The organism is Variovorax boronicumulans NBRC 103145 (genome assembly GCF_001591345.1).
Classification (GTDB): domain Bacteria; phylum Pseudomonadota; class Gammaproteobacteria; order Burkholderiales; family Burkholderiaceae_C; genus Variovorax; species Variovorax boronicumulans.
Genome location: NZ_BCUS01000066.1, coordinates 1 through 25,796, shown reverse-complemented (window position 1 = coordinate 25,796; position 25,796 = coordinate 1). Strand labels below are relative to the sequence as shown.

Here is a 25,796-nt window from a genome sequence, read left to right as displayed (position 1 = left end):
ATGAACACCGTCGAATTGCTGCGCACCCTGGTCGGATTCGACACGACCTCGCACCGCTCCAACCTCGGCCTCATCCACTGGGTGGCCGATTACCTGGCGGCGCACGGCGTCGAGGCGCGACTGATCCCCAGCGACGACGGCCAGAAGGCCAACCTGCTGGCGACCCTCGGCCCCGACGTGGCGGGCGGCATCGTGCTGTCCGGCCACACCGACGTGGTGCCGGTCGACGGGCAGGCCTGGGACTCGGACCCCTTCAAGCTCGTTGAGCGCGAGGGCCGGTGGCATGGCCGTGGCGCGGCTGACATGAAGGGCTTCATCGCAGCGTGCCTCGCAGCGGTGCCTTCATGGCGCAGCCTTGAACTGCGCCGTCCGATCCACCTCGCGCTGTCCTATGACGAGGAAGTCGGGTGCTTCGGCGTTCCACGCCTCATCGCCGCGATGCGCGCCGATATGCCGACACCGACGCTGGCCGTCATCGGCGAGCCGACAGAGATGCGCGTGGGGCTGGCCCATCGCGGCTTCTTCGGCCACCGCATCACCTTCAGCGGGCGGCCGGTCCATTCGGGCGACCCGGCCCTGGGCGTGAGCGCGATCGAGCCGGCCGCGCAGCTGATCGCGCAGCTTGCGCACTTCGGGCACACGCTGCGCGCGCAAGGCAACCGCACGACATTCAACGTCGGCTGCATCCATGGCGGAACGGCGATCAACATCGTCCCCGGCTGCTGCGAAGTGACGTGGGAGTTCCGGCCGACGGATGCGGCCAGTACGGCAATGGTGAAGGGGGAGTTGGCGCGGCTGCTCGCGGGCGTTTCGTCCGAGGTGGCCGTCGAGATGACGCAGCTGGCCGGCGTGCCGGCGCTCTGCGCGCAGGAAGGTGAGGGCGCTGCCGCGGAGACCGCCAGGCGCTGGGGCGCACTGTGGCCTCCGGGTGAGATCCCGTTCGGCACCGAGGCCGGGTTTTTCCAGCAGGCCGGCATTCCGTCGCTGGTGTGCGGGCCCGGCGCGATCGCGCAGGCCCACCAGCCCAACGAGTGGATTGCCGCCAGCGAACTGCGCGCCGCCGACCGTTTCCTGGCCGGCGTCGGCGCCTGGGCGGCGACCGCTTAGAAGTTCGCCTTCAAGCCCACCGTGAACATCCCGCCCTTGGCCTGCTTCGACAGCTTGCCGAAGTAGTCGTAGTCGGCGGTGATCGCGAGGTTCTGCGTCATGCGGTACTCGGCGCCGACACCGACCATCAGGCCCGTGCCGCTGCCCGAAATGCGCTGGTTGGCCGGGGCCCACTTGTTGTCGCCGGAGATGCGTCCGCGTGCCACGCCCAGGCGGCCGTTGAGGGCGAAGGCGTCGCCCAGCGGCATGCGGGCGGTGGCGGCGGCGTAGAAGACCTGGCCGGTGCCGGTCTGCAGCCGGGAGCCGCCGTAGGCCGAGCTCCATTGGCTCACGCTGCCGAGGCGGGCGTAGCCGGCTTCCACGCCGAAGTGCTCGGTCAGGCGGTAGCCGCCATACAGCTTGTAGGACGTGCCGCTCTTGTCGGCCTTCTTGCCGCCCCATGGCACGGGCACGGGGGCGTTTTTCGAGGACGACAGGCTGTAGCTGGAGCGGCCGATGGCGCCGCCGACATACAGCCCGGTGTCCTTGTCGAGACCGGCGGCGAAGGCGCCGACGGAGGCGGTGCCGAGCCAGAGGGCTGCGAGTGCGAGGCGGGCTTGCGTTTTCGTCAAGATGAAATCCTGTTGGTTGATTGATCGATTGAATGAATGCGTGGATGGGCGGCGTGTCGTTGTTCGCCTTGCCGCCACCGTCCGACGATTCTCAAAAACCAATCTGAAGACGAGCTTCGCGTTTGCTGAAGGCCTCATGAAGGGCCCTTGCCATGGGCGATGATCGACACATGTCAGCCCAGCTTCTTCTTCCCGGAATCGATCCCCCGCCGCGGCCCCTGCCGCGGCCTCGCGGCACCCAGGCCCCTCGCAAGGCGCCGCTGCCGCACTCGCTTTTCTTCGCACTGCTTCCCACCCCGCAAGACGCCGAAACCATCGCCGCGCTCGGCGCGCGCATGAACTCCCAACACGCCCTGAAGGGCACGGTGGTCGAGGCGCAGCGCCTGCACGTTACGCTGTTCGACCTCGGCAACCACGACCAGGTGCCGGCCGACAAGGTGGCCCAGGCATCGACCGCGGCCGCCGCGGTGTCTGTGCCGGCGCTCGATGTCGTTTTCGAAAAGTCCATGAGCTACGCCAAGGGCGCGCTGGTGCTGTGCGCCGACGACGAGGCCAACGTCGCGGCGTTGTGCGCGTTCAGGCAGCGCCTGGGCGAGGCGCTGGCCGATGTCGGCCTGAAGCCCTCGCGCGCGTTCACGCCGCACATGACCGTCGCCTATGCGCGGCGCAAGCTCGAAAAGCACGCGCTCGAAGCGCCCACCCCGTGGACCGCCCATTCGCTGGTGCTCATCGACAGCCACGTGGGCGAGGGCGTGCACGAGGTGCTGGGCCGCTGGCCCGCCGAGGTGATCGCCTAGGCGCCGTCCTGATCCGCAAAGGTATCGAACAGCAGCCCGCGCAGCCACTGGTTGCCCGGGTCGCGGTGCACCTTCGCGTGCCAGAACAGGTTGATCGCGATCTGCGGCAGCGCCACCGGGTGCGGTCGCCACACCAGGCCGAAGGGCTCGGCGATGCTGCGCGCCAGCCGCTCGGGCACGGTCGCGATCATTTCGCTCGACTGCAGGATGTGGCCGATGGCCACGAAGTGCGGCACCTTGAGCCGGATGCGGCGCTGGATGCCCTGCGCCGCCATCACGTCGTCGGCCTTGCCGTGGCCCGTGCCGGCGGCCTGCACCTGCACGTGGTCGGCCGCGCTGAAGTCCTTCAATGACACGCTGCGCTTGCGCGCCAGCGGGTGCGTGCCCGCGAACAGGCACACATAACGCTGCAGGAACAGCCGACGCTGGAACACGCCCGACTTGAGCTGCGGCAGCAGGCCGATGGCGATGTCGACATGGCCTGCCTCCAGGTCGTCGCGCAGGTGGGTCGCGGTGTTGTTGCGCAGCGTGCTGATGGTCACGCCCGGCGCGGCGGCCGAGAGCGTTTCCATGAGGCGCGGCGTGAAGTAGATCTCGCCGATGTCGGTCATGGCGAGCGTGAAGCTGCGCGTGCTCGTGGCGGGGTCGAACACCACCTGCTGGTTGAGTGCCGTGTGCAGCGCGCCCATGGCGTAGGCCACCGGTTCGGCCAGCTGCAGCGCGAAGGGCGTGGGCTCCATGCCGCGCGCGGTGCGCAGAAAAAGCTCATCGCCCAGCAGCTTGCGCAGGCGCGCCAGTGCGTTGCTGATGGCGGGCTGCGACAGGCCCAGCGACTCGGCCACGGCCGACACGCGCTTCTCGGCCAGCATGCGGTCGAACACCAGCAGCAGGTTGAGGTCGATGTCCTTGAGTTGCATGGTGCACCTTTATTCATGCCGGTGATACAGCCGATTCACCAGATTCTATTGGTCAATCGGAAGAGGCCGCGCATCATCCGTGCCCAGAGACAAGCCGGCCCTGCCGCCGGCGCCAGAAAAAGAGAGCCCGACGATGGACCTGCACATTCACCCCCTTGCCCGCACCCTCGAGGTCCGCCCCGGCGCGAACCTGCTCGAGGTGCTGCGCGAGCACCAGGTGCCGGTGTCGTACAGCTGCATGTCGGGGCGCTGCGGCACCTGCCGCTGCAAGGTGGTGTCGGGCCAGCTGCTCGACGGCGGCCAGGACGCGATCCGGCCCGACGGGCAGGGCGAGCGCTACGTGCTGGCCTGCCAGAGCACGCTGACCGAAAGCTGCACCATCGAGATTCCCGAGCCCGACGAGGTGGTGGTGCACCCGGCGCGCGTGCTCAAGGCCACGGTCACGGGCATCGATGTGCTCACGCACGACATCCGCCGCCTGCGCCTCAAGCCCAACAAGCCGCTGGAGTTCTCGCCGGGGCAGTACGCGCAGCTGCAGTTCGGCCCCGAGCTGGCGCGGCCGTACTCGATGGCCGGGCTGAGCCGCGACGCGGAGCTCGAATTCCATGTGCGCCGCGTGCCGGGCGGCCGCGTCACGGCCCACATCTTCGAACAGCTGCGCGTGGGCGACACCGTGCGCGTGAGCGGGCCGCTGGGCACCGCCTACCTGCGTACCAAGCACCGCGGTCCCATGCTCTGCGCGGCGGGCGGCACGGGGCTCGCACCCATCCTGTCGATCGTGCGCGGCGCGGTCGCGGCGGGGCTCGTGCAGCCTATCCATCTCTACCTCGGCGTGCGTTCCGATGCTGACGTGTACGGCCTGCCGGAGTTGCGTGAATTGCAGGCCCAGCACCCCGGCCTGCAGGTGCACGTCGTGGTGGTCGCCGGCCCCGCGCGCGACGGCCGGCGGCTGGGGCTCATCACCGACGCGATCCGCGCCGACCTGCCCGCGGGGCTCGACGGCTGGCGTGCCTACCTGTGCGGCTCGCCGCCGATGGTGGAGGCCGCGAGCCGGCTGGTGCAGGCGCACGGCCTGGCGCCCGAGCAGACGCATGCCGACGCCTTCTACCTGCAAGGCACTTGAAGAACCGAACAAGAGAAAAGGAGACCCGATGACCACGCCAGCCGTCTTCCCCATCGAACTGCGCTGGGAGAGCGAGAAGACCAGCCGCATTCCCTTCATGGCCTACACCGACGAGGCGCTGCACAAGAAGGAACTGCAGCGCTTCTTCTACGACAAGCACTGGTGCTACGTCGGCCTCGAAGCCGAGATTCCGAACCCGGGCGATTTCAAGCGCACCGCCATCGGCGAGCGCTCGGTCATCCTGTCGCGCGACGAAGAAGGCGCCATCCATGTGTTCGAGAACGTCTGCGCCCACCGCGGCATGCAGTTCTGCCGCGAGCGCCACGGCAACAAGAAAGAGTTCGTCTGCCCGTATCACCAGTGGAACTACACGCTGAAGGGTGACCTGCAGGGCGTGCCGTTCCGTCGTGGCGTGAAGCAGGACGGCAAGGTGCACGGCGGCATGCCGGCCGACTTCAAGACCGAAGACCACGGCCTGAACAAGCTCAAGGTCGCGTCGCGCGGCGGCGTGGTGTTCGCGTCGTTCGACCACGACATCGAATCGTTCGAAGATTTCCTCGGCCCCGACATCCTCCATTACTTCGACCGCCTGTTCGACGGCCGCAAGCTCACCATCCTGGGCTACAGCCGCCAGCGCATTCCGGGCAACTGGAAGCTCATGCAGGAAAACATCAAGGACCCGTACCACCCGGGCCTGCTGCACACCTGGTTCGTGACCTTCGGGCTCTGGCGCGCCGACAACAAGTCGGAGCTGAAGATGGACGCGCACGGCCGCCACGCCGCGATGATCTCCACGCGCGGCAGCGCCGGCAAGGCCGCGCAGGTGACGCAGGTGTCGAGCTTCAAGGAAAGCATGCAGCTCAAGGACCCGCGCTTTCTGGACATCGTGCCCGAGCCCTGGTGGGGCGGGCCGACGGCGGTGATGATGACGCTGTTCCCCAGCCTCATCCTGCAGCAGCAGGTCAACAGCGTGTCGACGCGCCACATCCAGCCCGTGGGCCACGACGCCTTCGATTTCGTGTGGACGCATTTCGGCTTCGAGGACGACACGCCCGAGATGACGCAGCGCCGCCTGCGCCAGGCCAACCTGTTCGGGCCGGCCGGCTTCGTGTCGGCCGACGACGGCGAGGTGATCGAGTTCTCGCAGGAAGGCTTCGAGCAGAAGCCCTACCACCGCACGCTGGCCGAACTGGGCGGGCGCGAGGTGGAGAACACCGACCACATGGTGACCGAGACGCTGATCCGCGGCATGTACCGCTACTGGCGCGAAGTGATGGAGGCCGCATGAGCACGCTCGACACGTCCACCTACCTCGACCTGTCGCGCCTGTATGCGGCGTACGCGCACGCCGTCGATTCGGGCGACTGGGACCTGTGGCCTGCGTTCTTCACCGAGCAGTGCAGCTACCGCCTGCAGCCGCGCGAGAACCACGAGCGCGGCCTGCCGCTGGCCACGCTCTCCTTCGAAAGCCGGGGCATGCTCGAAGACCGCGTCTACGGCATCAAGGAGACGTTGTTCCACGACCCGTACTACCAGCGCCACGTCGTGGGCCTGCCGCTGGTGCACCGTGTCGACGACGACGGCGCCATCCACAGCGAGGCCAACTACGCGGTGTTCCGCACCAAGCTCGACGGGCCGTCGACCGTGTTCAATGTGGGGCGCTACATCGACAAGGTCGTGCCCACGCCCGAAGGCCTGAAATTCGCGTCGCGCCTGTGCGTGTTCGACAGCGAAATGATCCCGAACTCCATCATCTATCCCATCTGAAACGCAGCCATGCCAGAAAAAGAACCAGAGACCCACGGTGCCCCGTTGCGCCGCTTCACCGACCCGGCCTACGTGCCGCTGTGCGCCAACCTCGCTGAAGTGCGCGAGAACATCGACCGGCTCGACCGCCAGATCGTCGCGCTGCTGGCCGAGCGTGGCCGCTACGTGAAGGACGCCGCGCGCTTCAAGCGCGACGCCTTCCAGGTGTCGGCGCCGCAGCGCCAGCAGGAAGTGATCGACAAGGTGAAGGCGCTCGCCGAGAAGGAGGGCGCCTACCCCGAGGTGGTCGAGGCCGCCTACCGCGCGCTCATCGCGGGCTTCATCGCGCGCGAGCAGCAGGACCACCGGGGCATGGTCGACGTGGAGGTGCAGCCATGACGCGCGCACGCCTCTTCGTCGCACTCACCGCCGTGGCCCTGGCCGCGGCTGCCCACGCGCAGGAGTGGCCGCAACGCCCCGTGCGCATCGTGGTGCCGTTCGCGGCAGGCTCGTCGCCCGACATCCTCGCGCGCATCGTCAACGACAAGCTCGCGGCGCGCATCGGCCAGCCGCTCATCGTCGAGAACAAGCCCGGTGCGGGCGGCAACAGCGGCACTGACGCGGTCTCGAAGGCGCAGCCCGACGGCTACACCTTCCTGCTGTCGGTGAATGCGCCGCTGGTCTACAACACCATCCTCTACAAGAACCTGCCGTACGACCCGTTCAAGGACCTCGTGCCGGTGTCGCTGGCCGCGACCACGCCGAACGTCTGCGCGGTCTCCAACTCGATGGGTGTCGATTCGGTCAAGGGCTGGCTGGCGGCGATGAAGAAGAACCCCGGCAAGTTCAACTTCGCCTCGACCGGCAACGGCTCGATCTCGCACCTGGGCGTGGAACTCATCAAGGCCAAGACGCAGTCGTTCGCGGTGCACATTCCGTACGCCTCGTCGGGCCAGGCCGTCACGGCCATCGTGCAGGGCGACGTGCAGTACGCCTGCCTGCCGCCGGTCACGGTGATGCCGCAGGCCAAGGCCGGGCGCCTGAAGGCGCTGGCGGTCACCTCGGCCGAGCGCTCGGCGCTGCTGCCCGAGCTGCCCACGCTGCGCGAATCGGGCTTGCCCGACATCCAGGCCGTGCCATGGTTCGCCTACATGGCGCCCAAGGGCACGCCGAACGACGTGGTGCAGCGCATGAGCCGCGAGATCGCGGCGGCGCTGAAAGACCCCGAGACGGTCAAGCGCCTGCAGACCGCGTACTTCGACCCCGTGGGCAGCACGCCCGAAGGCCTGTCGAAGTTCATGGACGAGGAACTGCGCCGCTGGAAGCCGGTGATCGACCGCGCCGGCCTCAAGCCCGATTGAGAAAAGGGAGCACACGATGAGCACGATGACCTGGGTCGACGCCGCGGCGGTCGACGACGTTCCCGCCGACGACGTGGTCGGCATCGAGGTGCAGGGGCGCGACATCGCGCTGTACGGCACCGACGACGGCATCCACGCCACCGACAACATCTGCACGCACGGCCATGCGCGGCTGTGCGACGGTTTCCTGGAAGGCCACGAGATCGAATGCCCGCTGCACCAGGGCCGCTTCGACGTGCGCAGCGGCAAGGCCATGTGCGCGCCGCTCACCGAAGACCTGCGCACCTACCCGGTGAAGATCGAGGGCGGGCGGGTGTTCCTGGCGTTCGAGGGCTGAACTGTTCTGCCTGCGGCGAGGCCGATCTGTCTCTCTTCGCGCCCGAACGGTTGGCGACAATCGAGGCCCGTTTTCCTGGACATCCGATGACAGAACCACACAGCCGCGACCAGATTGCCGACCTGATTGCCGCCGAACTGGGCCACCGCTTCGACGGCGAGATCCTGGCCGGCGGCCACTACGTGCCGCTGGTGCGCGACGGCCGCACCGTCTACCTCAGCGGCCAGGTGCCGCGCGTGGGCACCACGGTGGTCGTCACCGGCCGCGTGGGCGATGCGGTGTCGCTCGACACCGCGCGCGAAGGCGCCCAGATCTGCGCGCTGCGTAGCCTCGCGCTGCTGCGCCGCGCCCTCGGCTCGCTCGATGCGGTCGAGAAGGTGCTGCGTGTCGGTGTGTTCGTGCAGTGCACGGCCGACTTCACGCAGCAAAGCGAGGTGGCCGATGCCGCGTCCGACCTGCTGCACCGCGTGTTCGGCGAGGCCGGCGTGCATGTGCGCACGGCGGTCGGCGTCTATGCGCTGCCGAAGAACGCGACGGTCGAGGTCGAGATGACGGTCGCGACCACCCACGCGGCCTGACCTAGGAGCGCTCGCGGCGCGCGGGTTCGCTGCGGTGCAGGTGCACCGCCAGCGTGTCGCGCGGCGGGCGCACCGCGCATTGCGCCAGCAGCCGGCCGGCTTCGCCCCGGTGGTAGCCGTTGTGCGTCACGACATGGGCCAGCATCTCTTCGCGCGTCATCCGGCCCTTGTCGCCGTCGGTGAACACGAAGGGCAGCGGCTCGGCCAGCAGCGCCGGCGTGAGCGTGTCCAGGTAGGCGAGGTACCAGCGGTCGGACTCGGCCACGGCCGCGCGCAGGTCGGCCAGCGTGGGCGTTTCGGGCGTGTTGTCGTCGGTGAAGCCGTGCGGCGTGCCGGTGAGGTGACCCGCGAAGATCCGGTTCACCACATGCGCATGGTTGACCACTCGGATCGCGGCATGCCGGGCGTCGGCGTGCTGCACGGGGTCGAGGCTGGCCATGCGGTCCAGCAGCTCGTCGTTGGCCCACGCGTGGTACTGGAACAGCGTGCGCAGCAGGGGTGGGGCGCTCATGTCGGGTGTCCTTGTCATCGGGGAACCCGGATGTTCGCGGCAGGCGCGGCGCCTGTCCAGCCGCCACCGGATCAGTGTTCGCCGAGCATCCAGCGCGTGCGGTCGCCGCGCCCCGGCAGGTGCAGCGCGGCGGTGGCCGCGGGCGTCTCGGCCAGCAGCCGGCCCTTGCGGAACACCTTGAGCCGCGTCGCGCGCAGGCGGATGGCCTCGACCGGGTCGCGCGCCTGCAGCAGCACGAAGCTGGCGTCGCAGCCGGCTTCCAGGCCGTAGCCGTCCAGGTGCATCACGCGCGCCGCGCGCGTGGTCACGGCCTCGAAGCACTGGTGGATGCCGGCCTGGCCGGTCATCTGCGCCACGTGCAGGCCCATGTGGGCCACCTCGAGCATGTCGCCCGAGCCCATGCCGTACCACGGGTCCATCACGCAGTCGTGGCCGAAGGCGACGTTCACGCCGGCCGCCAGCAGCTCGGGCACGCGCGTCATGCCGCGGCGCTTGGGGTAGCTGTCGTGGCGGCCCTGCAGCGTGATGTTGATGAGCGGGTTCGACACCACGCTCACGCCGCTCTCGGCGATGAGCGGCAGCAGCTTGCTCACGTAGTAGTTGTCCATCGAGTGCATCGAGGTGCAGTGCGAGCCCGTCACGCGGCCCTGCAGGCCCAGGCGCAGCGTTTCGGCGGCCAGGGTCTCGATGTGACGCGAGAGCGGGTCGTCCGACTCGTCGCAGTGCATGTCGACCAGCTTGCCGCGCTCGGCGGCCAGCTCGCACAGCAGCTTCACGCTGGCCGCGCCGTCGGCCATGGTGCGCTCGAAATGCGGAATGCCGCCGACCACGTCCACGCCCTTGTCGAGCGCGCGCGTGAGGTTGTCGACGCCGCCCGGCGAGCGCAGCACGCCATCCTGCGGAAAGGCCACCAGCTGCAGGTCGATGTAGGGCGCCACCTGGCGCTTCACCTCGAGCAGCGCATCGACCGCGAGCAGGCTGGGGTCGCTGGTGTCCACGTGCGAGCGGATCGCCAGCAGGCCCTTGGCCACGGCCCAGTCGCAATACGCGAGCGCGCGTTCGATGAGCGCATCGGCCGTGAGCAGCGGCTTGAGCTCGCCCCACAGCGCGATGCCTTCGAGCAGCGTGCCGCTCTGGTTGACGCGCGGCTGGCCGTAGCTCAGCGTGGCGTCCATGTGGAAGTGCGGGTCGACGAAGTGCGGCGCGAGCAGCAGGCCCTGGGCGTCGAGCGTCTCGTGCGCGGGCGCGGCCAGGCCGGGCGTGACTTCGGCGATGCGGCCGTCCTGCACGGCAACCGACATGCCGGTGCGGCCGTCGGGGAGGGTGGCGTTGGTGATGAGGAGGTCGAGCATCGGTGGGGTGTCTTTTTTCGAGGGGCGCTCAGCGCGTGCGCTGCGCGCGGAAGCGGTATTGCCCTGCGGCCGGCCCGACCTCGATGGTCACGCGGCGCAGCTTGTCGTCGTGGCCCGAGTCGGCCTTGGCCGTCACCACGATGCCGCGCGGCGTGGCGCGGCAGGTGAGTTCGCTCAGGGAGATTTCCGCGTGGTCGTTGTCGAGCTCGGCGATGGCGGTCGTGTGCACGGCGTACAGGCTGTAGCTGCGGTCGGCCTCGCCGCGCGCCATCCACTGCACGTAGAGGAACGACTGCGCGAAGGCTTCGGCGTGAACCACGCGGTAGGTGCCGCGGTGGTCGGTGCCCCAGGTGCCGCAGGTCTGCACCCAGGTGACGGCGTCGTGGGTGGCGAAGCGCTCGGGGCCGTAGTCGGCGCCGAGTGCGTGGGCGCCGCTGCCGGCCAGGGCGAGCAGCGCGGTGGCCAGCAGGCGACAAAGGCGGGGCCGCGTCATCGGCATGTCAGCGTTCTCCCTTGCGGTAGGGTTTCATCAGCGCTTGCGGATAGCTGGCCTTGCGGGCCACCAGCACCAGCGCCAGGATCGACAGCAGGTAGGGCAGCATCAGGTACAGCTGGTAAGGCAGCACGGCATCGCCCGATTGTTGCAGTCGCAGCTGCAGCGCGTCGAAGAACGCGAACAGCAACGCGCCGAGCAGGGCCTTGCCGGGCCGCCACGAGGCGAACACCACCAGCGCCACGCAGATCCAGCCGCGCCCGTTCACCATGTTGAAGAAGAAGGCGTTGAAGGCCGACAGCGTGAGGAACGCGCCGGCCACGCCCATCAGCGCCGAGCCTGCCACGATGGCGCCGGTGCGCGTGGCTGCGACCGACACGCCCTGGCTCTCGGCCGCCTGCGGGTTCTCGCCCACCATGCGCAGCGCCAGACCCAGCGGCGTGCGGTACAGCACCCAGGCCACCGCCGGCACCAGCAGCAGCGCGAACAGCGTGAGCGCGGTCTGTGCGCCGAGGATGGGCACGGGCAGCCAGTCCATCGGCGCGAAGGGCGTGATGGTCGGCGGCGTGTTCACCTTCGGAAAGCTCACGCGGTAGCCGAAGTAGCTCAGCGCCGTGGCCAATAACGTGATGCCCAGCCCCGAGACGTGCTGCGACAGCGCGAGCCCGACGGTCAAAAAGGCGTGCAGCAACCCGAACACCATGCCCGTGAGCGCGGCCACGCCGACGCCGGCCCACAGCGGCGCGCCGGCGTACACCGCGAGCCAGCCGGTGAAGGCGCCCGCGACCATGATCCCCTCGATGCCCAGGTTGAGCACGCCCGCGCGCTCGCACAGCAGCACGCCCAGCGTGCCCAGGATGAGCGGCGTGGCGATGCGCAGCACCGCGACCCAGAAGGCGGGGTTGGAAAGAATGTCGAGCAGGTCGGTCATTTCGTCATCCGCACGCGGTACTGCGTGAGCAGCGTGGCCACCAGCACCGCGATCAGCGAGGCCGCGACGATCACGTCGGCGATGTAGGTCGGCACGCCCACGGCGCGGCTCATGGTGTCGGCGCCGACCAGCACGCCGGCCACGAAGACGCCGGCGGCGATCACGCCCAGCGGGTGCAGCCCGGCCAGCATCGCGATCACGATGCCGGTGTAGCCGTAGCCCGGCGACATGTCGAGCGTGACATAGCTCGTGCGGCCCGCCACCTCGATGGCGCCGGCCAGCCCGGCCAGCGCGCCCGAGAGCAGCGCCACCATCACCACCGTGCGCGTCACCGGCACGCCGGCGAAGGCGGCGGCGCGCGCATTGGCGCCCACCGCGCGGATGTCGAAGCCCAGCACCGTGTACTTGAAGATCGCCCACACGATCACCGCGAGCGATACGGCCCACAGCAGGCCGGTGTGCACGCGCGTCTGGGCGATGAGCTTGCCCAGCTCGAGGTCGGATTGCAGCGATACGCTCTGCGGCCAGCCCATCGCCGTCGGGTCTTTCATCGGCCCGTCGAGCAGCGCCGACACGCCCAGCAGCACGATGAAGTTGATGAGCAGCGTGGTCACGACCTCGTCGACGCCGAGCTTGTTCTTCATGAGCGCCGGGCCGAGCAGCATCAAGGCACCCGCGACCGCAGCGGCCAGCATCATCAACGGGAACAGCACCCACGGCGACAGTTCGAAGCCCGTGCCGCCGTGCATGCCGCCCACGGCCACGGCAGCGAGTGCGCCCGCGAACAGCTGCCCCTCGGCGCCGATGTTGAAGAGCCGCGCCTTGAACGCGACCGTGGCGGCCAGCCCGGTGAGGATCAGCGGAATCGCCCGCGTCAGCGTCTCGCTCCATGCGAACACCGAACCGAAGCCGCCCTGCAGCAGCAGCGCGTAGGTGCGCCCGACCGGCGCGCCGGCCCAGCGTACGAGCAGCGCGCTCACCAGCAGCGTGAACACGACCGCGCCGATGGGGGCCAGCACCAGCGCGGCGCGCGAGCTTTCGTGGCGTCGTTCGAGGCGCATCATGCGGCGGCTCCCGGGCGTTGCGGCGCGGTGGCGCCGGCCATCGCCAGGCCGATGGCCTCGCGCGTCCAGGCCGTGGCCGGGCGCGCTTCGCCGAGGTGGCCGCCGTGCATCACGGCCACGCGGTCGCCGAGCGCGAGCACTTCGTCGAGGTCGTCGGAAATGACGAGCACCGCCGCGCCGGCATCGCGCGCGGCGATGAGCTGCTGCTGCACGTAGGCGACGGCGCCGATGTCCAGGCCCCAGGTGGGCTGGTGCGCGACGATGAGGCGCGGGGCGCGGTTCGGGTACTTCTTGTTGTCGGTGTCTTGTTCCACTTGCTCGGGCGCCAGCAGCGCCCGCCCCAGGATCAGTTTCTGCATGTTGCCGCCCGAGAGCGAACGGGCCGGCGACATCAGGCCGGCGCCGCGCACGTCGAAGGCTTTCTCGATGCGCCGGGCGTGCAGCCGCGCGGCCGCGCGCCGGACGATGAACGACCAGCGCGAAAACACCGGGCTGCGCAGCCGCTCGGACACGGCGTTCTCCCACACCGGCAAATCGCCGACCACGCCGACCGCGTGGCGGTCTTCGGGGATGCGCGCGACGCCGCGCTGCACCAGCCGGGCGGGCGAGGGTGGCAGCGCGCGGCCCATGAACTGCGCGCTGCCGGAGACGGCGCGGCGCGTGCCACTCAGCAGCTCGGCCAGCGCGACCTGGCCGTTGCCGGAGACGCCCGCGATGGCGGTGATTTCGCCCGCGCGCAGCGTGAGCGACACCTCGCGCAGGCGGTCCTGCCCGCCGTCTTTCGTCGAGGCGGTGCTCACGTGGTCGAGCACGCAGACCGCGTCGCCCACCGACTTCGCGGGCCGGCGCTGCGGTGCCTCGACCGCGTGACCGACCATCCACAGCGCGAGCTGCGCCTGCGTGGTGTCGGCCGTGCGTGCCTCGGCGACCAGCTTGCCGCCGCGCAGCACCGCGATGCGCTGCGACACGCGCAGCACCTCGCCGAGCTTGTGGCTGATGAAGATCACCGACAGGCCCTGCGCCACCATCTGCGCGAGCGTGGCGAACAGCGCTTCGCTCTCCTGCGGCGTGAGCACGGCCGTCGGTTCGTCGAGGATCAGGATGCGCGCGCCGCGGTACAGCGCCTTGAGGATTTCCACGCGCTGGCGCTCGCCGACCGAGAGGCTGCCGATGGTCGCGTCGGGTTGCACCGGCAGGCCGAAGCGCTGGGCGACCTCGAGCAACCGCGCGCGGGCAGCCGCACGGCGCGAGACCGGGCGCCACAGCGGCTCGGTGCCCATCGTCACGTTGTCGAGCACGCTGAGGTTGTCGGCCAGCGTGAAGTGCTGGTGCACCATGCCGACGCCGGCGGCCAGCGCGGCCTTGGGGTTGCCGGGCGGCAGGGGCGAGCCGAAGACTTCGATGCGGCCTTCGTCGGCGACATAGTGGCCGAACAGGATCGACATCAGCGTCGACTTGCCGGCGCCGTTCTCGCCGAGCAGCGCGAGCACTTCGCCGGCCTGCAGGTCGAGGGAGATGGCGTCGTTGGCCACGAGGGGGCCGAAACGCTTGGTGATGCCCTGGAGGCGGAGCACGGTGGGGTTCATGGGCAGGCAGGTGGCGACGGCAGGTCGCGGCAGAAATTTTCGATGGCCCGGGCGGAGGCGGCGGGCGAGGCCTGCAGCAGGCCGTGGGGGCCGTCGAGCTGTACGAGGTGCAACGCCGACAGCCCGCGCTGGAAGGCGGCCACCGCGCGGCGCGGCACCACGCGGTCCTGCAGCGCCTGCAAATACATGGCGGGCACGCCGACCCGCGACAGCTTGTCGCGCACGTCGACGCGCTGCACTTCCTTCATGCGGTGGGTCATGACGGCGACCGACACCTGCTTCAGCGAAGCCTGGAGCATGTCCGACAGCTGCGGCGACGCCGAGCCGCCCAGCAGCAGGTGCCGCATCGGCGCGCGCATGAGCTTCGAATGCAGCAGGCGCATCGACAGGTCGAGCAGGCCCGCGCGCATCAGCGCCAGGCCGGGCGCGGGCCGGCGCGCGAAGCTGCAGCACAGGATGAGGCCGCGCAACCCCGGCGGGCGCGAGGCCGCGAGGGAAATGGCCAGCGGCCCGGAAAACGATTCGCCGAGCAGCACGAAGGGCTGCTGCGTCGGCAGTTGCGCGCGCACCATCGCTTCGAGTTCGTCGTAGCCCAGCACCTGGCGGCCCGGGTAGCGCACGACGTCGATGGCGGCCTGCGGCCCCAGGGCCTGCGCCAGCGGCGCGAAGAGATCGCCGGTGCCGTCCATGCCCGGCAGCAACACAAGACGAGGCAGGCGCCCGGGCGCCACCGTCACTTCCACGCGGCCAGGAAGGCCAGCATGACCTTGGCCGAGTTGTCGGCCGCGATGCTCATGAAGGTGCCCATCTCGTTCTCGCCGTCGCCGCCGCCCGCGAGGTCGCTGAGCGAGCGGAAGGCGATGTAGGGCACGCCGTTGCTGTAGGCGACCATGCCCACGGCGGCGGTTTCCATGTCGAGCACGTTGGCCTGGAAGGTCTTGTAGGTGTATTCGCGGTACGCCTTGTTGTCCATGAAGGCCTGGCCCGAGACGCCGTTGCCGCCCACCACCAGCTGTGGCTTGCGCGGCAGGCACTTGCCGGCGCCGCAGTTCGCCAGCTCGACGTTGCGGATGCTGCGCGCCACCTCGAGCATCTTCGGATCGGCCGCGAACCAGAACTTGCGTTCGATGCCCGGCTTGGCGGCCGAGCGCACCTCGACCGGGCGCGGGAAGTTCATGCCGAAGTTGGGCAGCGTGGCGTCGGTGATGAAGGGCGGCGCGCTGTACGTGCCGGGTGCGGTTTCGCGCGCCATGAGCACCTCGAGGTACTGGCCCCACTGGGCCGGCACGGTCACGTCGCCCACGTGCAGCGACGGGTTCACGCCGCCCGCGATGCCGCTGAACACGATGCCGCTGATGCGAAAGCGGTTGAGCACGAGCTGCGTGTTCATGGTCGCGTTCGTCATGCTGATGCCCGAGAGGAACAGCACCACGGGCTTGCCTTCGAGCGTGCCGGTGGTGAACTCGACACCGTTCACGCTGTGTTTGCGGGGGCCCTGCAGGCGTGTGAGCAGCAGCTTGAGCTCGGGCTCGAAGGCCGAGATCACGGCCAGGCGCGGCGTGTCGTCCAGCCGCGTGCTGCTGTTGATGCTGACGACGTCCGACTTGTAGACGCCGACGCAGCCCGTCAGCACGAGGCCGAGCGCGGCGGCCAGGACCGGGCCGCGCAGGCGCTGGAGAAGCGAGGAAGTGTTCGTCATGGTCATCAGGAGTTGGTGGGCGGGAGTGAGGGGCGGTGTGCGGCGTCGGGCGTGGCGATCCAGGCTTGCAGCGCGGCGACGCGCGCGTGCTTCGGTGCCAGGCCGACGAAGGTGGTGTAGGCGGCGAGCGCCTTGGCGTCGTTGCCGGCCTGCAGGTAGGCATCGCCCAGGTTCAGGTAGGCGAGGGCGCGGCTGCCGTCCATGTCGATGGCCTGCTCGAACCAGCGCGCGGCCTCGACCGGCTTGCCGCGCTTGAAGTACACGAAACCGAGGTTGTTGGCCGCGAGTGCAAAGCGCGGCTGCAGCTTCAGCGCCTCGGTGAAGGCGGCTTCGGCCTCGTCGTAGCGGCGCTCGCGGTACAGCTGCAGGCCGCGGTCGTTGGCGCGCTGGGCGGCTACGCGCGGCGTGAGCGGCGCGGCGGCCGGCATGGTCAGCTTGGTGTCGGCGCCCTCGAGGTTCTTCACCACCACTTCGACGGCGGCCGGGCCGGCCTTGGCCGCCTTGGGTACGGCCGCCGCATGCACGGCCTGCTCGTTGGCCTGGTCGATGCGCTTGTTGACCTGGCTGGCGGCGGCGTCGAGCTGCAGGCTGTCGCCGCTGAGGCCCTCGCGCTCGACGGGCAGCGCGAACACGAACTCGCCGCCCTCCGAGCCCGGCAGGCTGCCGAAGGCCGGCGTCTGGCGCGCGATGGCCGAGACCGCCGGCGCCACGTAGGCCGCGAGTTCGGTGCCGGTGATGACGTTGTCGCCGTTCAGGTCGGCCTTGCCCGACAGCGCCTGCAGCATCGTCCAGGTGAAGACCGAGTGGCCGCCGGGACCGTCGTCGGCCACCTGCTGGTCGGCGCCGCCGGCGGTGAGCATCTGGCGGCCGATGCGGCGCGCGTTGTCGGTCAGGAAATTCCTGTTGCCCTGCGCCGCGCCGCCGCGCGTGAGGCCCAGGCCCGAGTAGCAGGCGTCCACGAGGAACAGCACGTGCTTGGCCGACAGCGCCTCGGCCACCTCCTGCAGCTGCGGCATCGAGATGGCGTCGGAGGGCAGGTTGTCCAGCGTGGCGTCGACCGGCACGATGTAGCCGACGTCGCGCCCGCTCGCGAGCTTGCGGGTGCTGCCGTGGCCGGCAAAGAACACCAGCACGCGGTCGTCGCGCTTCACGCGCTTGCCGTCGGTCAGCTTTTCGTTCAGCGCGCGCAGGATGTTGGCGCGCGTGGCCTGGTCGTCGTACAGCGCCGTGATGTTCTCGGGCTTGAAGCCGAAGCGGGTCACGAGCAGCTGCTCCATCGCCTTGGCGTCGGGCACGGCGTGATGCAGGCCGGGCCACCTGGCGTACTTGTCGATGCCGATCACCAGCGCGTGGCTCTCGCGGTACAGCGTGTCGCCCGAGGTGGCGGCCACGCCGTCGTCGGGCGCCGCTTTTTTCGATGCGCTGACGACGAACTTGCCGTCGCGCCAGGTGGCGAAGCGGTAGCCGTCGGCCACCAGCTGGTCGAGCACGGTGGGCAGGGCCTGCACGGTGCGGCCCTGGATGTCGTGGAACAGGATGACGCCGCGCTTGGCCTTGTCGACCTCGGCCAGCACGCGGTCGGCGATCGACTTGGGCACCGGGTCGGCCCAGTCCATCGAGTCGACGGTCCACATCATGGAGCGCAGCTTGAGCGCCTCGACCGTGCTCAGCTTGGCTTCGTTGCGTGCGCCGTAGGGAAAGCGAAAGAGGGTGGACTGCGGCCGGCCGGTGGCGTCGAGCAGCGCTTCGGTCTCGCTGGCCTCGACGCGCACCGCGTCGTCGGTCATCTTGGCCATCATGCCGTGGCTGAAGCTGTGGTTGGCGAGCACGTGGCCGGCGGCCAGCACACGCTTGGCCGCCGCGCCGGTGGCGCTGAGCTGGGCCTTGCCCTGGGCGTCGAGCTTGCCCAGGTTGCGCCCGAGCTGGAAGAAGATGGCGGGCGCGTCGTAGCGCTTCAATATCTCCAGGATCTCGTCGGTGTGCCTGGCGTGCGGGCCGTCGTCGAAGGTGAGCACGACGGTCTTGGCGGGCAGCGAGGTGCCGAAGATCTCGCGTGCGTCCGCGCTGTCCTTTTCCTTGGCGCCGCCCGGGGGCTGCGTGTAGGGGACGATGGCACCGAAGTCTTTCAGGATCTGTTCGCGCGAGTACAGGCCCTGCAGCTTGGCCACGTAGTCGGCCCACTTCTCGCGCTTGGGCTCGATGCCGCGCTGCGCGAATCGGCCGAACACGTCTTTCAGCTCGCGGTCGTAGGCCTGCTCGATCTCGGCGAGCACGGCCAGGTCCTCGCTGGCGCGCCGGCCGAGCTTGAGTCCCGACAGCGACTGCGCCTGGCTGTAGCGCGTGCTCAGCTCGGACAGGAACTCCTTGAACGCCAGCCGGTCGGCGTCGAACCAGCTGGGCTCGCTCTCGATGCGGTCGAGCAGCGCGTTCAGGCCCGCCACGGCGGCAGGGTCTGTCATGTCCGCGGCCTGGGCGATCAGCGCCTGCTGGCGCTCCTGCATCTCGTGAAAGAGCTGCTGCCCGACGGCGCTGACGGCGCGCTTCTCGGCTGCCTCGAGCGCACGCTCGCCGGTCATCAGCACGATCATCTGGCGGTGCGCGGCGAGCAGGGCGTCGGCGCGCGCCTGCAGCGCGGCCGGGATGCCGACCGGTGCCGCGACCACCGGCGGTGCAACGGCAGCAGGTGCCGAGGCGGCCGATGCGGGCACCTCGGCCGCCGGGGCCGTGGCCGCAGGCTCAGGTTGACAGGCGGCGAGCCCGGCGGCCAACGCCGCGATGGCCACGCCATGGATTGCGGTCTGCCATCGCGCACGCTTCATGGGTTCGGGTCTGCTCGCTTGTCTGTCTGCTGGTTACTTGGCGGTGGACTTCGGCTGGGCGTCGTCCACCTTCACGGTGAACTTGCCGGCCAGGATGTCGGCCTGCTTGGCCTTCACCTTCGCCACGATGTCGGCCGGCACCTTCTTCTCGAAGGTGCCCAGCGGCGCGAGTTCGGAGCCCTTGTGCTTCATGTGCGAGTACACGCCGTAGTCCTCGGCGGCGAACTTGCCTTCCTTCACCAGCTTGATCGCGCGGTCGGCCGAGGGCTCGAAGTTCCACAGCGCCGAGGCCACCACCGTGTCGGGGTACTGGGCCTGCGTGTCGATCACGTTGCCGATGGCGAGCTTGCCCTTTTCCTTGGCCGCGTCCGACACGCCGAAGCGCTCGGCGTACATGATGTCGGCGCCCTTGTCGATCATCGCGAAGGCCGCTTCCTTGGCCTTCGGCGGGTCGAACCAGCTGTTGATGAAGCTCACGCTGAACTCCACCTTCGGGTTCGTTTCCTTCGCGCCCGCCATGAACGCGTTCATGAGCCGGTTCACCTCGGGAATCGGGAAGCCGCCGACCATGCCGATGCGGTTGCTCTTGGTCATGCCGCCCGCGACCATGCCGCTGAGGTAGGCCGGTTCCTGGATGTAGTTGTCGAACACCGAGAAATTGGGCGCCTGCGGCTTCAGCGACGAACCCATGAGGAACGCCACCTTGGGAAAGTCCTTCGCGACCTTGCGCGCCGCCGCTTCCACGCCGAACACCTCGCCCAGGATCAGCTGGTTGCCGCCCGTGGCGTACTCGCGCATCACGCGCTCGTAGTCCGCATTGCTCACGTTCTCGGTGGCCTTGTATTCGATCTCCCCACGCGCCTCGGCCGCCTTCAGCGCCTTGTGGATGCGACCCACCCATTGCTGCTCGAAAGGCACCGTGTACACGGCAGCCACCTTGAGCTTGGCCTGCGCGAGCGCAAGGCCCGGGGCGCCCGCCGCAAGCGCTGCGGCAACGGCGATGGAACGAACGATCAATTGACGGCGTGCTGTCACGGTCTTCTCCTCGATGAAATGAAAGAACCAGCCCTGCAATCCCCATGCCCACCAAACCGAACAGAGCCCGCCCTAGCGGCGGGCTCCCTTCCAGCAAACACCGAGGAACCGGCTTTGCCGGGCCTCAGGTGTTGCCCCCGGTAGGGGGTTGGCGAAGCGACACGAAGTGCGCGAAGCCTGGGGGCGAGCCTACTTAGTGCCGAAGATGCGGTCGCCGGCGTCGCCGAGGCCCGGCAGGATGTAGCCGTGGCTGTCCAGCTCGCGGTCGATGGCGGCGGTGTAGATCGGCACGTCGGGGTGCGCGGTCTGCATCGTCTTCACGCCTTCGGGGCAGGTCAGCAGGCAGACGAACTTGATCGACTTGGGGTTGAGTTCCTTCAGCCGTTCGACCGCGGCCACGGCCGAGTTGCCGGTGGCCAGCATCGGGTCGACCACGATCACGTCGCGGTTCTCCATCTCGCCGGGCATCTTGAAGTAGTACTCGACGGCCGTGAGCGTCTTGGGGTCGCGGTACAGGCCGATGTGGCCGACGCGCGCACCCGGCACCACCGTGAGCATGCCGTCCAGGATGCCGGTGCCGGCGCGCAGGATCGACACCAGCACCACCTTCTTGCCGTCGATGACCTTGGCCTGCATGGTCTCCAGCGGGGTCTCGACCTCGATGTCCTGCATCGGCATGTCGCGCGTGACCTCGTAGGCCATCAGCATGCTGATTTCGTTCAAGAGCCGGCGAAAGCTGTTGGTGGAGGCGTCCTTGCGGCGCATCAGCGTGAGCTTGTGCTGGACGAGGGGGTGGTCGACGAGGTGGACGTTGCTCATTGGAGTCTTCTTTTGGTGTGCCGTTGCGGAAAACAGGAGAGTCTAAAAGACTAGAAGACGGTGCCGTCGCTCTCGATCTGCAGCGGTGGCGCACCGTTTCGCAAGCGCTGTGCCAGCACCCGGCCCGCGGCCCAGGTGCCGCCTTCGAGCACGCAGGCCAAGGGCAGCTCTTCCTCGGTGCGGTCGAGCACCTTGCGCACGCGCGGGGCGATTTCGTCGAGCAGCGCCACCGTGAGGGCGCGCCATTCGACGATGAACTCGTCGCCGGCCTTCCAGCGGCGGGTGAGAAAGGCCGGCTCGCGCGGCACGATCACGCCGCTGTCGATCAGCAGGCCGCCGTTGCGGTACTCGGGCAGGGCGGTGAGCGCGTCGAGATGCCGTACCTTCACGCCGGCCCATTCGAAGGGCTCGAGCAGCGAGTACGTGAGCCACTGCGACAGCTTGTGGAACGGCATCCAGCCGTTGGTGAGCCCGGGGCCGGCGACGGCGCTGTGGCGCCAGCAGTCGCCCAGCGCGAAGGCCGGGTCGCCGGAGCCTCCAACGTTGTCGCTGCCGTCGGCCGCCAGGCTGTCGATGGCGTTGGCCGAGGGCCAGATGTGCGAGAGGGTGTCGAGCAGCAGCGACAAAATCTGGTGCGCCGTGATCTCGGCCGTCGGCGGCGAGGCCGCGCCCAGCGGGGCCACGAGCGCGTCAAAAAGGCCGGCGGGCCGGCCGTCGTCGCCGAAGGTCTCGGGCTGCTCGCTCATGGCCTCGCCCAAGCGGCGCAGCAGCACGGCGCGCCCGGACAGGCCGACCAGCGGATTGACCTCGCTCACCTGGAAGGCGTCGCCCAGGCGCTCGGTCACGAGGCCGCGCAGGCCGGCCGCGTCGGCCTGCAGCGGGTGGTTCGGGTCGGACGAGAAGAGCCCGCTGGTGAACGCATGGAAGCACGCCACGCCCAGCCCTTCGGAACGGGTGAAGCGCAGGCCGGTGGCCGGTTCGGTGTAGTGCCAGGTCGGGCCGGCGCCGGCGTCGAGCAGCACGCTCACCAGCGTCAGGTCGATGTGGGCGCGGGCGCGCTGGCGGGCGTCGAGGCCCTTGCCGAGCAGCGCGTCGAGCTGCAGGCGGCGGTCGACGCCACCGGCCTCGAAGTGGCGCCAGCGGCTGTGATACGGAATGGTGTCCCAAGGGTAGCGTTCGCGCGTGACCTCGGCCACGGTGCGCGCCGCGTCTTCGAGCGCGTCGTCGCTGCCGATGCGGAACCACTGCGACTCGCCGCGGCGCGCGCGCGCCAGCAGGGCGCCCGCGCGCTGGCGGATGGCGGTGGTGGTGCGCAGCAAGGTGGCGGCGCCGGCCGGGTGGCCGGTGTCGGGAGTGAATTCGATCGACGGGTCGACATTGCCCGCGCCGCCGGGGCGCAGGCTGCCGGAACCGTCGGCGGGCAGGTCGATGTCGGTGCTTCGGCTCATTCGCTCAATCCCCGGCCCTTGGCCTTTTTCAGTTCCTCTGCGTCCGGCACCGGGCCGGGGGTGAAGTAGCCGGCCGCCATCTTGGCGTCCATCTCGACACGGGCGTCGGCCGGGATCAGTTCGTCGGGAATGTTCACGCGCTCGCCGATCTCGATGCCCGAGCCGGTGATGGCGTCGAACTTCATGTTGCTCATCGACACGAGGCGATGGATCTTCTTGATGCCCAGCCAGTGGAAGACGTCGGGCATCAGTTCCTGGAAGCGCATGTCCTGCACGCCGGCCACGCACTCGGTGCGCGCGAAATACTGGTCGGCCGTGTCGCCGCCCACCTGGCGCTTGCGGGCGTTGTAGACGAGGAACTTGGTCACCTCGCCGAGCGCGCGGCCTTCCTTTCGCGAGTAGGCGATGAGTCCCACGCCGCCGCGCTGCGCGCCTTGGATGCATTCTTCGATCGCGTGCGTGAGGTAGGGGCGGCAGGTGCAGATGTCGGAGCCGAACACGTCGGAGCCGTTGCACTCGTCGTGGATGCGCGCGGTGAGCTCCACATCCGGGTTGGCCAGGTCGCGCGGGTTGCCGAAGATGTACAGCGTCTGCCCGCCGATGGGCGGCAGGAACACCTCGAGGTCGGAGCGCGTGACCAGCTCGGGGTACATGCCACCGGTCTCTTCGAAGAGTGTGCGGCGCAGGTCGGTTTCGGAGCAGCCGAAGCGGCGCGCCACCTCGGGCAGGTACCACACGGGTTCGATGGCCGCCTTGGTCACCATGGCCGCGCCGCCCGTGGTGAGGAAGTGGCCGTCTGCCTTCAGGCGGCCGCTTTGCAGCGCCTCGATCACCTCGGGCAGGATCACATGCGCCTTGGTGATCGCGATGGTCGGGCGGATGTCGTAGCCGGCCGCGAGTTCGGTGGAGAACACGTCGGCCACGAGCGCGCCCCAGGGGTCGAGCGAGACGATGCGCCCCGGCTCGCTCCACTGCGGATAGGGGCCGATGACGTCGGTGGGCGCGGTGTTGGTGAGGTCGGCCTTGTGTTCGCGCTTCAGGGCGCCGGCCGCCACGGCCAGCGCGCGGTACACGCTGTACGAGCCGCTGTGCGTGCCGATCACGTTGCGGTGCGCGCGCTTGGTGGTGGTGCCGACCACGGGCCCGCGCTCGGTGGCGGTGGCCGCGCCCCAGTGGATCGGCAGCGCGCCGAAGCCGCCGGCATGCGAGGTCAGGCGGATGTGGCCGGTCGAGGACGAGGGGTGGAGCGGAGGGCTCTGCGCCGGGCTGGCACCGGTCGCGGTCGGCAAGGCGGAAGGGAGCGCGGTACTGTCTGCAGACATTTGAGGCCCTCAAAAAATGCAATGTACCGAGCACTTGTGCGGCTGGCAAGCGAGGGCCCGCGCGCTCCGGCAGCGCTTTTGCGCGCGGGGTGTTCAGGCGGGCGATGAGCGCAGGCCGTAGGTCTTGCCGTGCACGAACAGGTACTCGGCGCGCAGCACCGCGTCGCCTTTCTCGCCGGTGAAGGTGAAGCCGAGCACGGCCACCGGCGTGCCGGGTTTGATCTCCTCGACGCCCCAGGCCTGCAGCCGCGTGAGCGGGGCCAGCTCGATCTGCCATTGGCGGTCGCGCCGCGTCGGCAACTGCGCCTTGGCCAGAAGCGCCGCGCCGTCGACCGTGGCGCTTTGCTTGGGCAGGGGCCGCTGCTTCAGGTCGGGCGGCAGCGAGAGGTTCTCGGGCAGCTCGATCTCCAGCTCGCCGTGCGGGTTGCGCCAGCTCACCTTGGTGGCACGGCCTTCCAGGTACAGCGGGCGCTCCTGGTCAAAACTGCTCCAGCCGTGGTGGGCCCAGGCGGGCAGGGCCAGTGCGATCGAACCGGTCACGAACATGCGTCGATGCAGCATCGCGTTCTCCTTGGTCAGACATAGGCAATCCAGCGCCCGCAGATGATGACAGCGAGCCAAAACCCCAAAGACAGGAGGCATTGAAACCTGGCGAACCCGCTCTGCCCGGCGATGTCGCCGCGCAGGTGGAACCAGGCGGCGTTGAGGCCGGCCAGCAGGATCAGCAGCAGCTTCACGCGAAAGGCCGTGTTGCTCAACAACTCGCCCGGCTGGCTTGCGAACATGGTCAGGCCGGTCAGCGCGCACAGGCCGAAGCCCAGCAGGGCGGGGCGCAGCGTGAGGCGCGCCAGCAGCGGCGCCGGCAGCTCGCGGGCCAGGCCGAGGGCGCGCAGCTCGAACACCAGCAGGCCGCCGAACAGCAGCGCGATGCCCACGATGTGCGCCGCCTCCAGCGCCGGGTAGGCCCAGGGGTGCGAGACGAGTCCGGCCAGCATCGGGGCAGCTTAGCGCAAGCCTCGCCCCGGGGGCGCGGCACAATCCCTTGCAATCTTTTTTCACCAGGCTGTAACCGGCCGGCCCGATGGCACGAAACACCGTAGGTAGCAGGACGACACCGAGCGACGCGGAAGCGGCCTTGCGCCGCCTGTTCCTTCGCGGCCTCGATGGCGACGCCGGCGCGTACCGCGAGTTCCTGCAGAAACTGAGCGCGCACCTGCGCGCTTTTCTGGGCAAGCGCCTGTTCGGCTGGCCCGATGAAGTGGAAGACCTCGTCCAGGAATGCCTGCTCGCCATGCACAACCAGCGCCACACCTACCAGAGCGACCAGCCGCTGACGGCCTGGGTGCATGCCATTGCGCGCTACAAGATGATCGACCTGCTGCGCGCCAAGTCGGTCCGCGAGGACCTGCATGACCCGCTGGACGACGACCTGGCCGTGTTCGCGGCGTCGGCCACCGAGGCCAGCGATGCGAAGCGCGACCTCGGCGGGCTGCTGCAGACCCTGCCCGAACGCCAGCGCCTGCCCATCGTGCACGTGAAGATCGAAGGCCTTTCGGTGGCCGAGACGGCGAGCCTCACGGGCATGTCGGAGTCGGCGGTGAAGGTCGGCATCCACCGGGGCCTGAAGGCCCTGGCCGCGAAGTTCGGGGGAGGCGCCGCGCCATGAAGACCGACGACCTCGTGAACCTGCTGGCCGCCGGCGAGGTGGCGGTGCCGCGGCGCAGCGCCAGCGGGCGCATCGGGCTGGCGGTGCTGGCCGCGCTGCCGGTGTCCTTCGTGATCCTGTTCGGCGAGTACGGGCTGCGGCCCGACCTGGTGCAGGCGATGTTCTGGCCGATGTTCTGGGTCAAGGTGCTGTTTCCGCTGTGCATCGCGGCGGCGGCCTTCGTGACGGTGCAGCGGCTGGCCCGGCCCGGCGTGCGGGTGCGCCACGCGTGGTGGGGCGGGGTGCTGCCGGTGTTGGGGATCTGGGGGCTGGCGGCGTTCGTCTGGTTCTCGGTGCCGATCGAGGAACGCATGCCGTCGCTGATGGGCCAGTCGTGGCGCATCTGCGCCCTGAGCATCGGCTTCATGGCGCTGCCGGTGTTCGCGGCCACCTTCGTGGCGCTGCGCGGGCTGGCGCCGACGCGGCCCGCGCTGG

28 protein-coding genes are annotated in these 25,796 nt (G+C 69.5%); 11 read left to right on the top strand and 17 right to left on the bottom strand.

The annotated features are described in order from the left end of the window. A complete protein-coding gene (gene argE / locus VBO01S_RS19020) occupies positions 1-1,107 on the top strand; it encodes an acetylornithine deacetylase (RefSeq protein ID WP_062477820.1) in 1,107 nt (368 codons plus the stop codon). Here the strand turns inward: argE and VBO01S_RS19015 are convergent. Then, positions 1,104-1,718: a porin family protein gene (locus VBO01S_RS19015; RefSeq protein ID WP_062477817.1), complete on the bottom strand. Its 615-nt coding sequence runs from the start codon at positions 1,716-1,718 to the stop codon at positions 1,104-1,106. The genes argE and VBO01S_RS19015 overlap by 4 nt on opposite strands. Positions 1,719-2,053: 335 nt before the next feature. Here VBO01S_RS19015 and VBO01S_RS19010 point away from each other — a divergent pair, with 335 nt between their 5' ends. Further along, complete coding sequence (locus tag VBO01S_RS19010; RefSeq protein ID WP_370681355.1) at positions 2,054-2,515, top strand: 2'-5' RNA ligase family protein; 462 nt, start codon at positions 2,054-2,056, stop codon at positions 2,513-2,515. On the opposite strand, the gene VBO01S_RS19005 is transcribed toward VBO01S_RS19010, so the two are convergent. Next, positions 2,512-3,432: a LysR family transcriptional regulator gene (locus tag VBO01S_RS19005; protein ID WP_062477812.1), complete on the bottom strand. Its 921-nt coding sequence runs from the start codon at positions 3,430-3,432 to the stop codon at positions 2,512-2,514. The genes VBO01S_RS19010 and VBO01S_RS19005 overlap by 4 nt on opposite strands. A 133-nt stretch (positions 3,433-3,565) precedes the next feature. Between VBO01S_RS19005 and VBO01S_RS19000 the strand changes: the two genes are divergently transcribed. From VBO01S_RS19000 to VBO01S_RS18970, 7 genes are all read left to right on the top strand, one after another. Continuing rightward, positions 3,566-4,555, top strand: coding sequence for a 2Fe-2S iron-sulfur cluster-binding protein (locus VBO01S_RS19000; RefSeq protein ID WP_062477809.1), 990 nt, complete (start codon positions 3,566-3,568; stop codon positions 4,553-4,555). Between the two features lie 28 nt (positions 4,556-4,583). Next, complete coding sequence (locus VBO01S_RS18995; RefSeq protein ID WP_062477806.1) at positions 4,584-5,843, top strand: aromatic ring-hydroxylating dioxygenase subunit alpha; 1,260 nt, start codon at positions 4,584-4,586, stop codon at positions 5,841-5,843. After that, positions 5,840-6,322, top strand: coding sequence for an aromatic-ring-hydroxylating dioxygenase subunit beta (locus tag VBO01S_RS18990; protein ID WP_062477803.1), 483 nt, complete (start codon positions 5,840-5,842; stop codon positions 6,320-6,322). Before VBO01S_RS18995 ends, VBO01S_RS18990 begins: the two co-directional genes overlap by 4 nt. 9 nt (positions 6,323-6,331) lie before the next feature. After that, a complete protein-coding gene (locus VBO01S_RS18985) occupies positions 6,332-6,700 on the top strand; it encodes a chorismate mutase (protein WP_062477800.1) in 369 nt (122 codons plus the stop codon). Beyond that, positions 6,697-7,662, top strand: a complete 966-nt coding sequence (locus VBO01S_RS18980; RefSeq protein ID WP_062477797.1) for a Bug family tripartite tricarboxylate transporter substrate binding protein — start codon at positions 6,697-6,699, stop codon at positions 7,660-7,662. The genes VBO01S_RS18985 and VBO01S_RS18980 overlap by 4 nt, the downstream gene beginning before the upstream one ends. Positions 7,663-7,678: 16 nt before the next feature. Continuing rightward, positions 7,679-7,999 carry a non-heme iron oxygenase ferredoxin subunit gene (locus tag VBO01S_RS18975; protein WP_056580656.1) on the top strand — a complete coding sequence of 107 codons (321 nt, stop codon included), beginning with the start codon at positions 7,679-7,681 and terminating at the stop codon, positions 7,997-7,999. An 86-nt stretch (positions 8,000-8,085) separates the two neighbouring features. Next, positions 8,086-8,577, top strand: coding sequence for a RidA family protein (locus tag VBO01S_RS18970; protein ID WP_062477794.1), 492 nt, complete (start codon positions 8,086-8,088; stop codon positions 8,575-8,577). Position 8,578: 1 nt separating this feature from the next. Here VBO01S_RS18970 and VBO01S_RS18965 read toward each other — a convergent pair whose 3' ends face one another. The 15 genes from VBO01S_RS18965 to VBO01S_RS18895 form a co-directional block, all read right to left on the bottom strand. Continuing rightward, positions 8,579-9,088, bottom strand: a complete 510-nt coding sequence (locus tag VBO01S_RS18965) for a DinB family protein (RefSeq protein ID WP_062477792.1) — start codon at positions 9,086-9,088, stop codon at positions 8,579-8,581. A 71-nt stretch (positions 9,089-9,159) separates the two neighbouring features. Continuing rightward, a complete protein-coding gene (locus tag VBO01S_RS18960) occupies positions 9,160-10,440 on the bottom strand; it encodes an amidohydrolase family protein (protein WP_062477789.1) in 1,281 nt (426 codons plus the stop codon). A gap of 28 nt (positions 10,441-10,468) precedes the next feature. Beyond that, positions 10,469-10,933: a hypothetical protein gene (locus tag VBO01S_RS18955; protein ID WP_062477872.1), complete on the bottom strand. Its 465-nt coding sequence runs from the start codon at positions 10,931-10,933 to the stop codon at positions 10,469-10,471. 7 nt (positions 10,934-10,940) lie between these two features. Further along, positions 10,941-11,864: an ABC transporter permease gene (locus VBO01S_RS18950; RefSeq protein ID WP_062477785.1), complete on the bottom strand. Its 924-nt coding sequence runs from the start codon at positions 11,862-11,864 to the stop codon at positions 10,941-10,943. Further along, on the bottom strand, positions 11,861-12,925 hold the full coding sequence (locus VBO01S_RS18945) for an ABC transporter permease (protein ID WP_174543681.1): 1,065 nt from the start codon (positions 12,923-12,925) through the stop codon (positions 11,861-11,863). Before VBO01S_RS18945 ends, VBO01S_RS18950 begins: the two co-directional genes overlap by 4 nt. After that, positions 12,925-14,514, bottom strand: a complete 1,590-nt coding sequence (locus VBO01S_RS18940; RefSeq protein WP_062477779.1) for an ABC transporter ATP-binding protein — start codon at positions 14,512-14,514, stop codon at positions 12,925-12,927. The genes VBO01S_RS18945 and VBO01S_RS18940 overlap by 1 nt, the downstream gene beginning before the upstream one ends. Beyond that, a complete protein-coding gene (locus VBO01S_RS18935; protein WP_255221146.1) occupies positions 14,511-15,257 on the bottom strand; it encodes an alpha/beta fold hydrolase in 747 nt (248 codons plus the stop codon). The genes VBO01S_RS18940 and VBO01S_RS18935 overlap by 4 nt, the downstream gene beginning before the upstream one ends. After that, the gene (locus tag VBO01S_RS18930; protein ID WP_370681349.1) at positions 15,248-16,219 is read right to left on the bottom strand and encodes a 5'-methylthioadenosine/S-adenosylhomocysteine nucleosidase; all 972 of its coding nucleotides are present in this window, start codon (positions 16,217-16,219) and stop codon (positions 15,248-15,250) included. Before VBO01S_RS18930 ends, VBO01S_RS18935 begins: the two co-directional genes overlap by 10 nt. After that, positions 16,219-19,032 carry a polysaccharide deacetylase family protein gene (locus VBO01S_RS18925; RefSeq protein WP_062477767.1) on the bottom strand — a complete coding sequence of 938 codons (2,814 nt, stop codon included), beginning with the start codon at positions 19,030-19,032 and terminating at the stop codon, positions 16,219-16,221. Before VBO01S_RS18925 ends, VBO01S_RS18930 begins: the two co-directional genes overlap by 1 nt. Positions 19,033-19,065: 33 nt before the next feature. Beyond that, positions 19,066-20,067 (bottom strand): BMP family protein, encoded by a 1,002-nt coding sequence (locus VBO01S_RS18920; RefSeq protein WP_062477866.1) that lies wholly within the window; start codon positions 20,065-20,067, stop codon positions 19,066-19,068. Between the two features lie 189 nt (positions 20,068-20,256). Next, positions 20,257-20,886 carry a uracil phosphoribosyltransferase gene (gene upp, locus VBO01S_RS18915; RefSeq protein ID WP_062477764.1) on the bottom strand — a complete coding sequence of 210 codons (630 nt, stop codon included), beginning with the start codon at positions 20,884-20,886 and terminating at the stop codon, positions 20,257-20,259. Positions 20,887-20,936: 50 nt separating this feature from the next. Beyond that, the gene (locus VBO01S_RS18910; RefSeq protein WP_062477761.1) at positions 20,937-22,334 is read right to left on the bottom strand and encodes a URC4/urg3 family protein; all 1,398 of its coding nucleotides are present in this window, start codon (positions 22,332-22,334) and stop codon (positions 20,937-20,939) included. Next, positions 22,331-23,656, bottom strand: coding sequence for a GTP cyclohydrolase II (locus tag VBO01S_RS18905; protein WP_062477758.1), 1,326 nt, complete (start codon positions 23,654-23,656; stop codon positions 22,331-22,333). Before VBO01S_RS18905 ends, VBO01S_RS18910 begins: the two co-directional genes overlap by 4 nt. A gap of 93 nt (positions 23,657-23,749) precedes the next feature. After that, positions 23,750-24,217, bottom strand: a complete 468-nt coding sequence (locus VBO01S_RS18900; RefSeq protein WP_062477756.1) for a DUF6152 family protein — start codon at positions 24,215-24,217, stop codon at positions 23,750-23,752. A gap of 14 nt (positions 24,218-24,231) precedes the next feature. Next, on the bottom strand, positions 24,232-24,651 hold the full coding sequence (locus VBO01S_RS18895; RefSeq protein WP_062477753.1) for a hypothetical protein: 420 nt from the start codon (positions 24,649-24,651) through the stop codon (positions 24,232-24,234). Between the two features lie 86 nt (positions 24,652-24,737). On the opposite strand from VBO01S_RS18895, the gene VBO01S_RS18890 reads away from it, so the two are divergent. Beyond that, on the top strand, positions 24,738-25,322 hold the full coding sequence (locus VBO01S_RS18890; protein WP_062477750.1) for a sigma-70 family RNA polymerase sigma factor: 585 nt from the start codon (positions 24,738-24,740) through the stop codon (positions 25,320-25,322). Next, positions 25,319-25,796 (top strand): NrsF family protein (locus VBO01S_RS18885; RefSeq protein ID WP_062477863.1); only part of this gene is annotated, 478 nt, incomplete at its 3' end. The genes VBO01S_RS18890 and VBO01S_RS18885, both read left to right, overlap by 4 nt.

Bases quoted from the DNA above. Each gene is read 5' to 3' on its own strand.
- VBO01S_RS18955 (WP_062477872.1), bottom strand. From the start codon at position 10,933: ATGACGCGGCCCCGCCTTTGTCGCCTGCTGGCCACCGCGCTGCTCGCC.
- VBO01S_RS19005 (WP_062477812.1), bottom strand. From the start codon at position 3,432: ATGCAACTCAAGGACATCGACCTCAACCTGCTGCTGGTGTTCGACCGC.
- VBO01S_RS19000 (WP_062477809.1), top strand. From the start codon at position 3,566: ATGGACCTGCACATTCACCCCCTTGCCCGCACCCTCGAGGTCCGCCCC.
- VBO01S_RS18940 (WP_062477779.1), bottom strand. From the start codon at position 14,514: ATGAACCCCACCGTGCTCCGCCTCCAGGGCATCACCAAGCGTTTCGGC.
- VBO01S_RS18910 (WP_062477761.1), bottom strand. From the start codon at position 22,334: ATGAGCCGAAGCACCGACATCGACCTGCCCGCCGACGGTTCCGGCAGC.
- VBO01S_RS18965 (WP_062477792.1), bottom strand. From the start codon at position 9,088: ATGAGCGCCCCACCCCTGCTGCGCACGCTGTTCCAGTACCACGCGTGG.
- VBO01S_RS18890 (WP_062477750.1), top strand. From the start codon at position 24,738: ATGGCACGAAACACCGTAGGTAGCAGGACGACACCGAGCGACGCGGAA.
- VBO01S_RS18960 (WP_062477789.1), bottom strand. From the start codon at position 10,440: ATGCTCGACCTCCTCATCACCAACGCCACCCTCCCCGACGGCCGCACC.
- argE (WP_062477820.1), top strand. From the start codon at position 1: ATGAACACCGTCGAATTGCTGCGCACCCTGGTCGGATTCGACACGACC.
- VBO01S_RS18930 (WP_370681349.1), bottom strand. From the start codon at position 16,219: ATGACCATGACGAACACTTCCTCGCTTCTCCAGCGCCTGCGCGGCCCG.
- VBO01S_RS18950 (WP_062477785.1), bottom strand. From the start codon at position 11,864: ATGACCGACCTGCTCGACATTCTTTCCAACCCCGCCTTCTGGGTCGCG.
- VBO01S_RS18975 (WP_056580656.1), top strand. From the start codon at position 7,679: ATGAGCACGATGACCTGGGTCGACGCCGCGGCGGTCGACGACGTTCCC.
- VBO01S_RS19010 (WP_370681355.1), top strand. From the start codon at position 2,054: ATGAACTCCCAACACGCCCTGAAGGGCACGGTGGTCGAGGCGCAGCGC.
- VBO01S_RS18990 (WP_062477803.1), top strand. From the start codon at position 5,840: ATGAGCACGCTCGACACGTCCACCTACCTCGACCTGTCGCGCCTGTAT.
- VBO01S_RS18945 (WP_174543681.1), bottom strand. From the start codon at position 12,925: ATGCGCCTCGAACGACGCCACGAAAGCTCGCGCGCCGCGCTGGTGCTG.
- VBO01S_RS18985 (WP_062477800.1), top strand. From the start codon at position 6,332: ATGCCAGAAAAAGAACCAGAGACCCACGGTGCCCCGTTGCGCCGCTTC.
- VBO01S_RS18980 (WP_062477797.1), top strand. From the start codon at position 6,697: ATGACGCGCGCACGCCTCTTCGTCGCACTCACCGCCGTGGCCCTGGCC.
- VBO01S_RS18925 (WP_062477767.1), bottom strand. From the start codon at position 19,032: ATGAAGCGTGCGCGATGGCAGACCGCAATCCATGGCGTGGCCATCGCG.
- VBO01S_RS18900 (WP_062477756.1), bottom strand. From the start codon at position 24,217: ATGCTGCATCGACGCATGTTCGTGACCGGTTCGATCGCACTGGCCCTG.
- VBO01S_RS18905 (WP_062477758.1), bottom strand. From the start codon at position 23,656: ATGTCTGCAGACAGTACCGCGCTCCCTTCCGCCTTGCCGACCGCGACC.
- VBO01S_RS18895 (WP_062477753.1), bottom strand. From the start codon at position 24,651: ATGCTGGCCGGACTCGTCTCGCACCCCTGGGCCTACCCGGCGCTGGAG.
- VBO01S_RS18995 (WP_062477806.1), top strand. From the start codon at position 4,584: ATGACCACGCCAGCCGTCTTCCCCATCGAACTGCGCTGGGAGAGCGAG.
- upp (WP_062477764.1), bottom strand. From the start codon at position 20,886: ATGAGCAACGTCCACCTCGTCGACCACCCCCTCGTCCAGCACAAGCTC.
- VBO01S_RS18970 (WP_062477794.1), top strand. From the start codon at position 8,086: ATGACAGAACCACACAGCCGCGACCAGATTGCCGACCTGATTGCCGCC.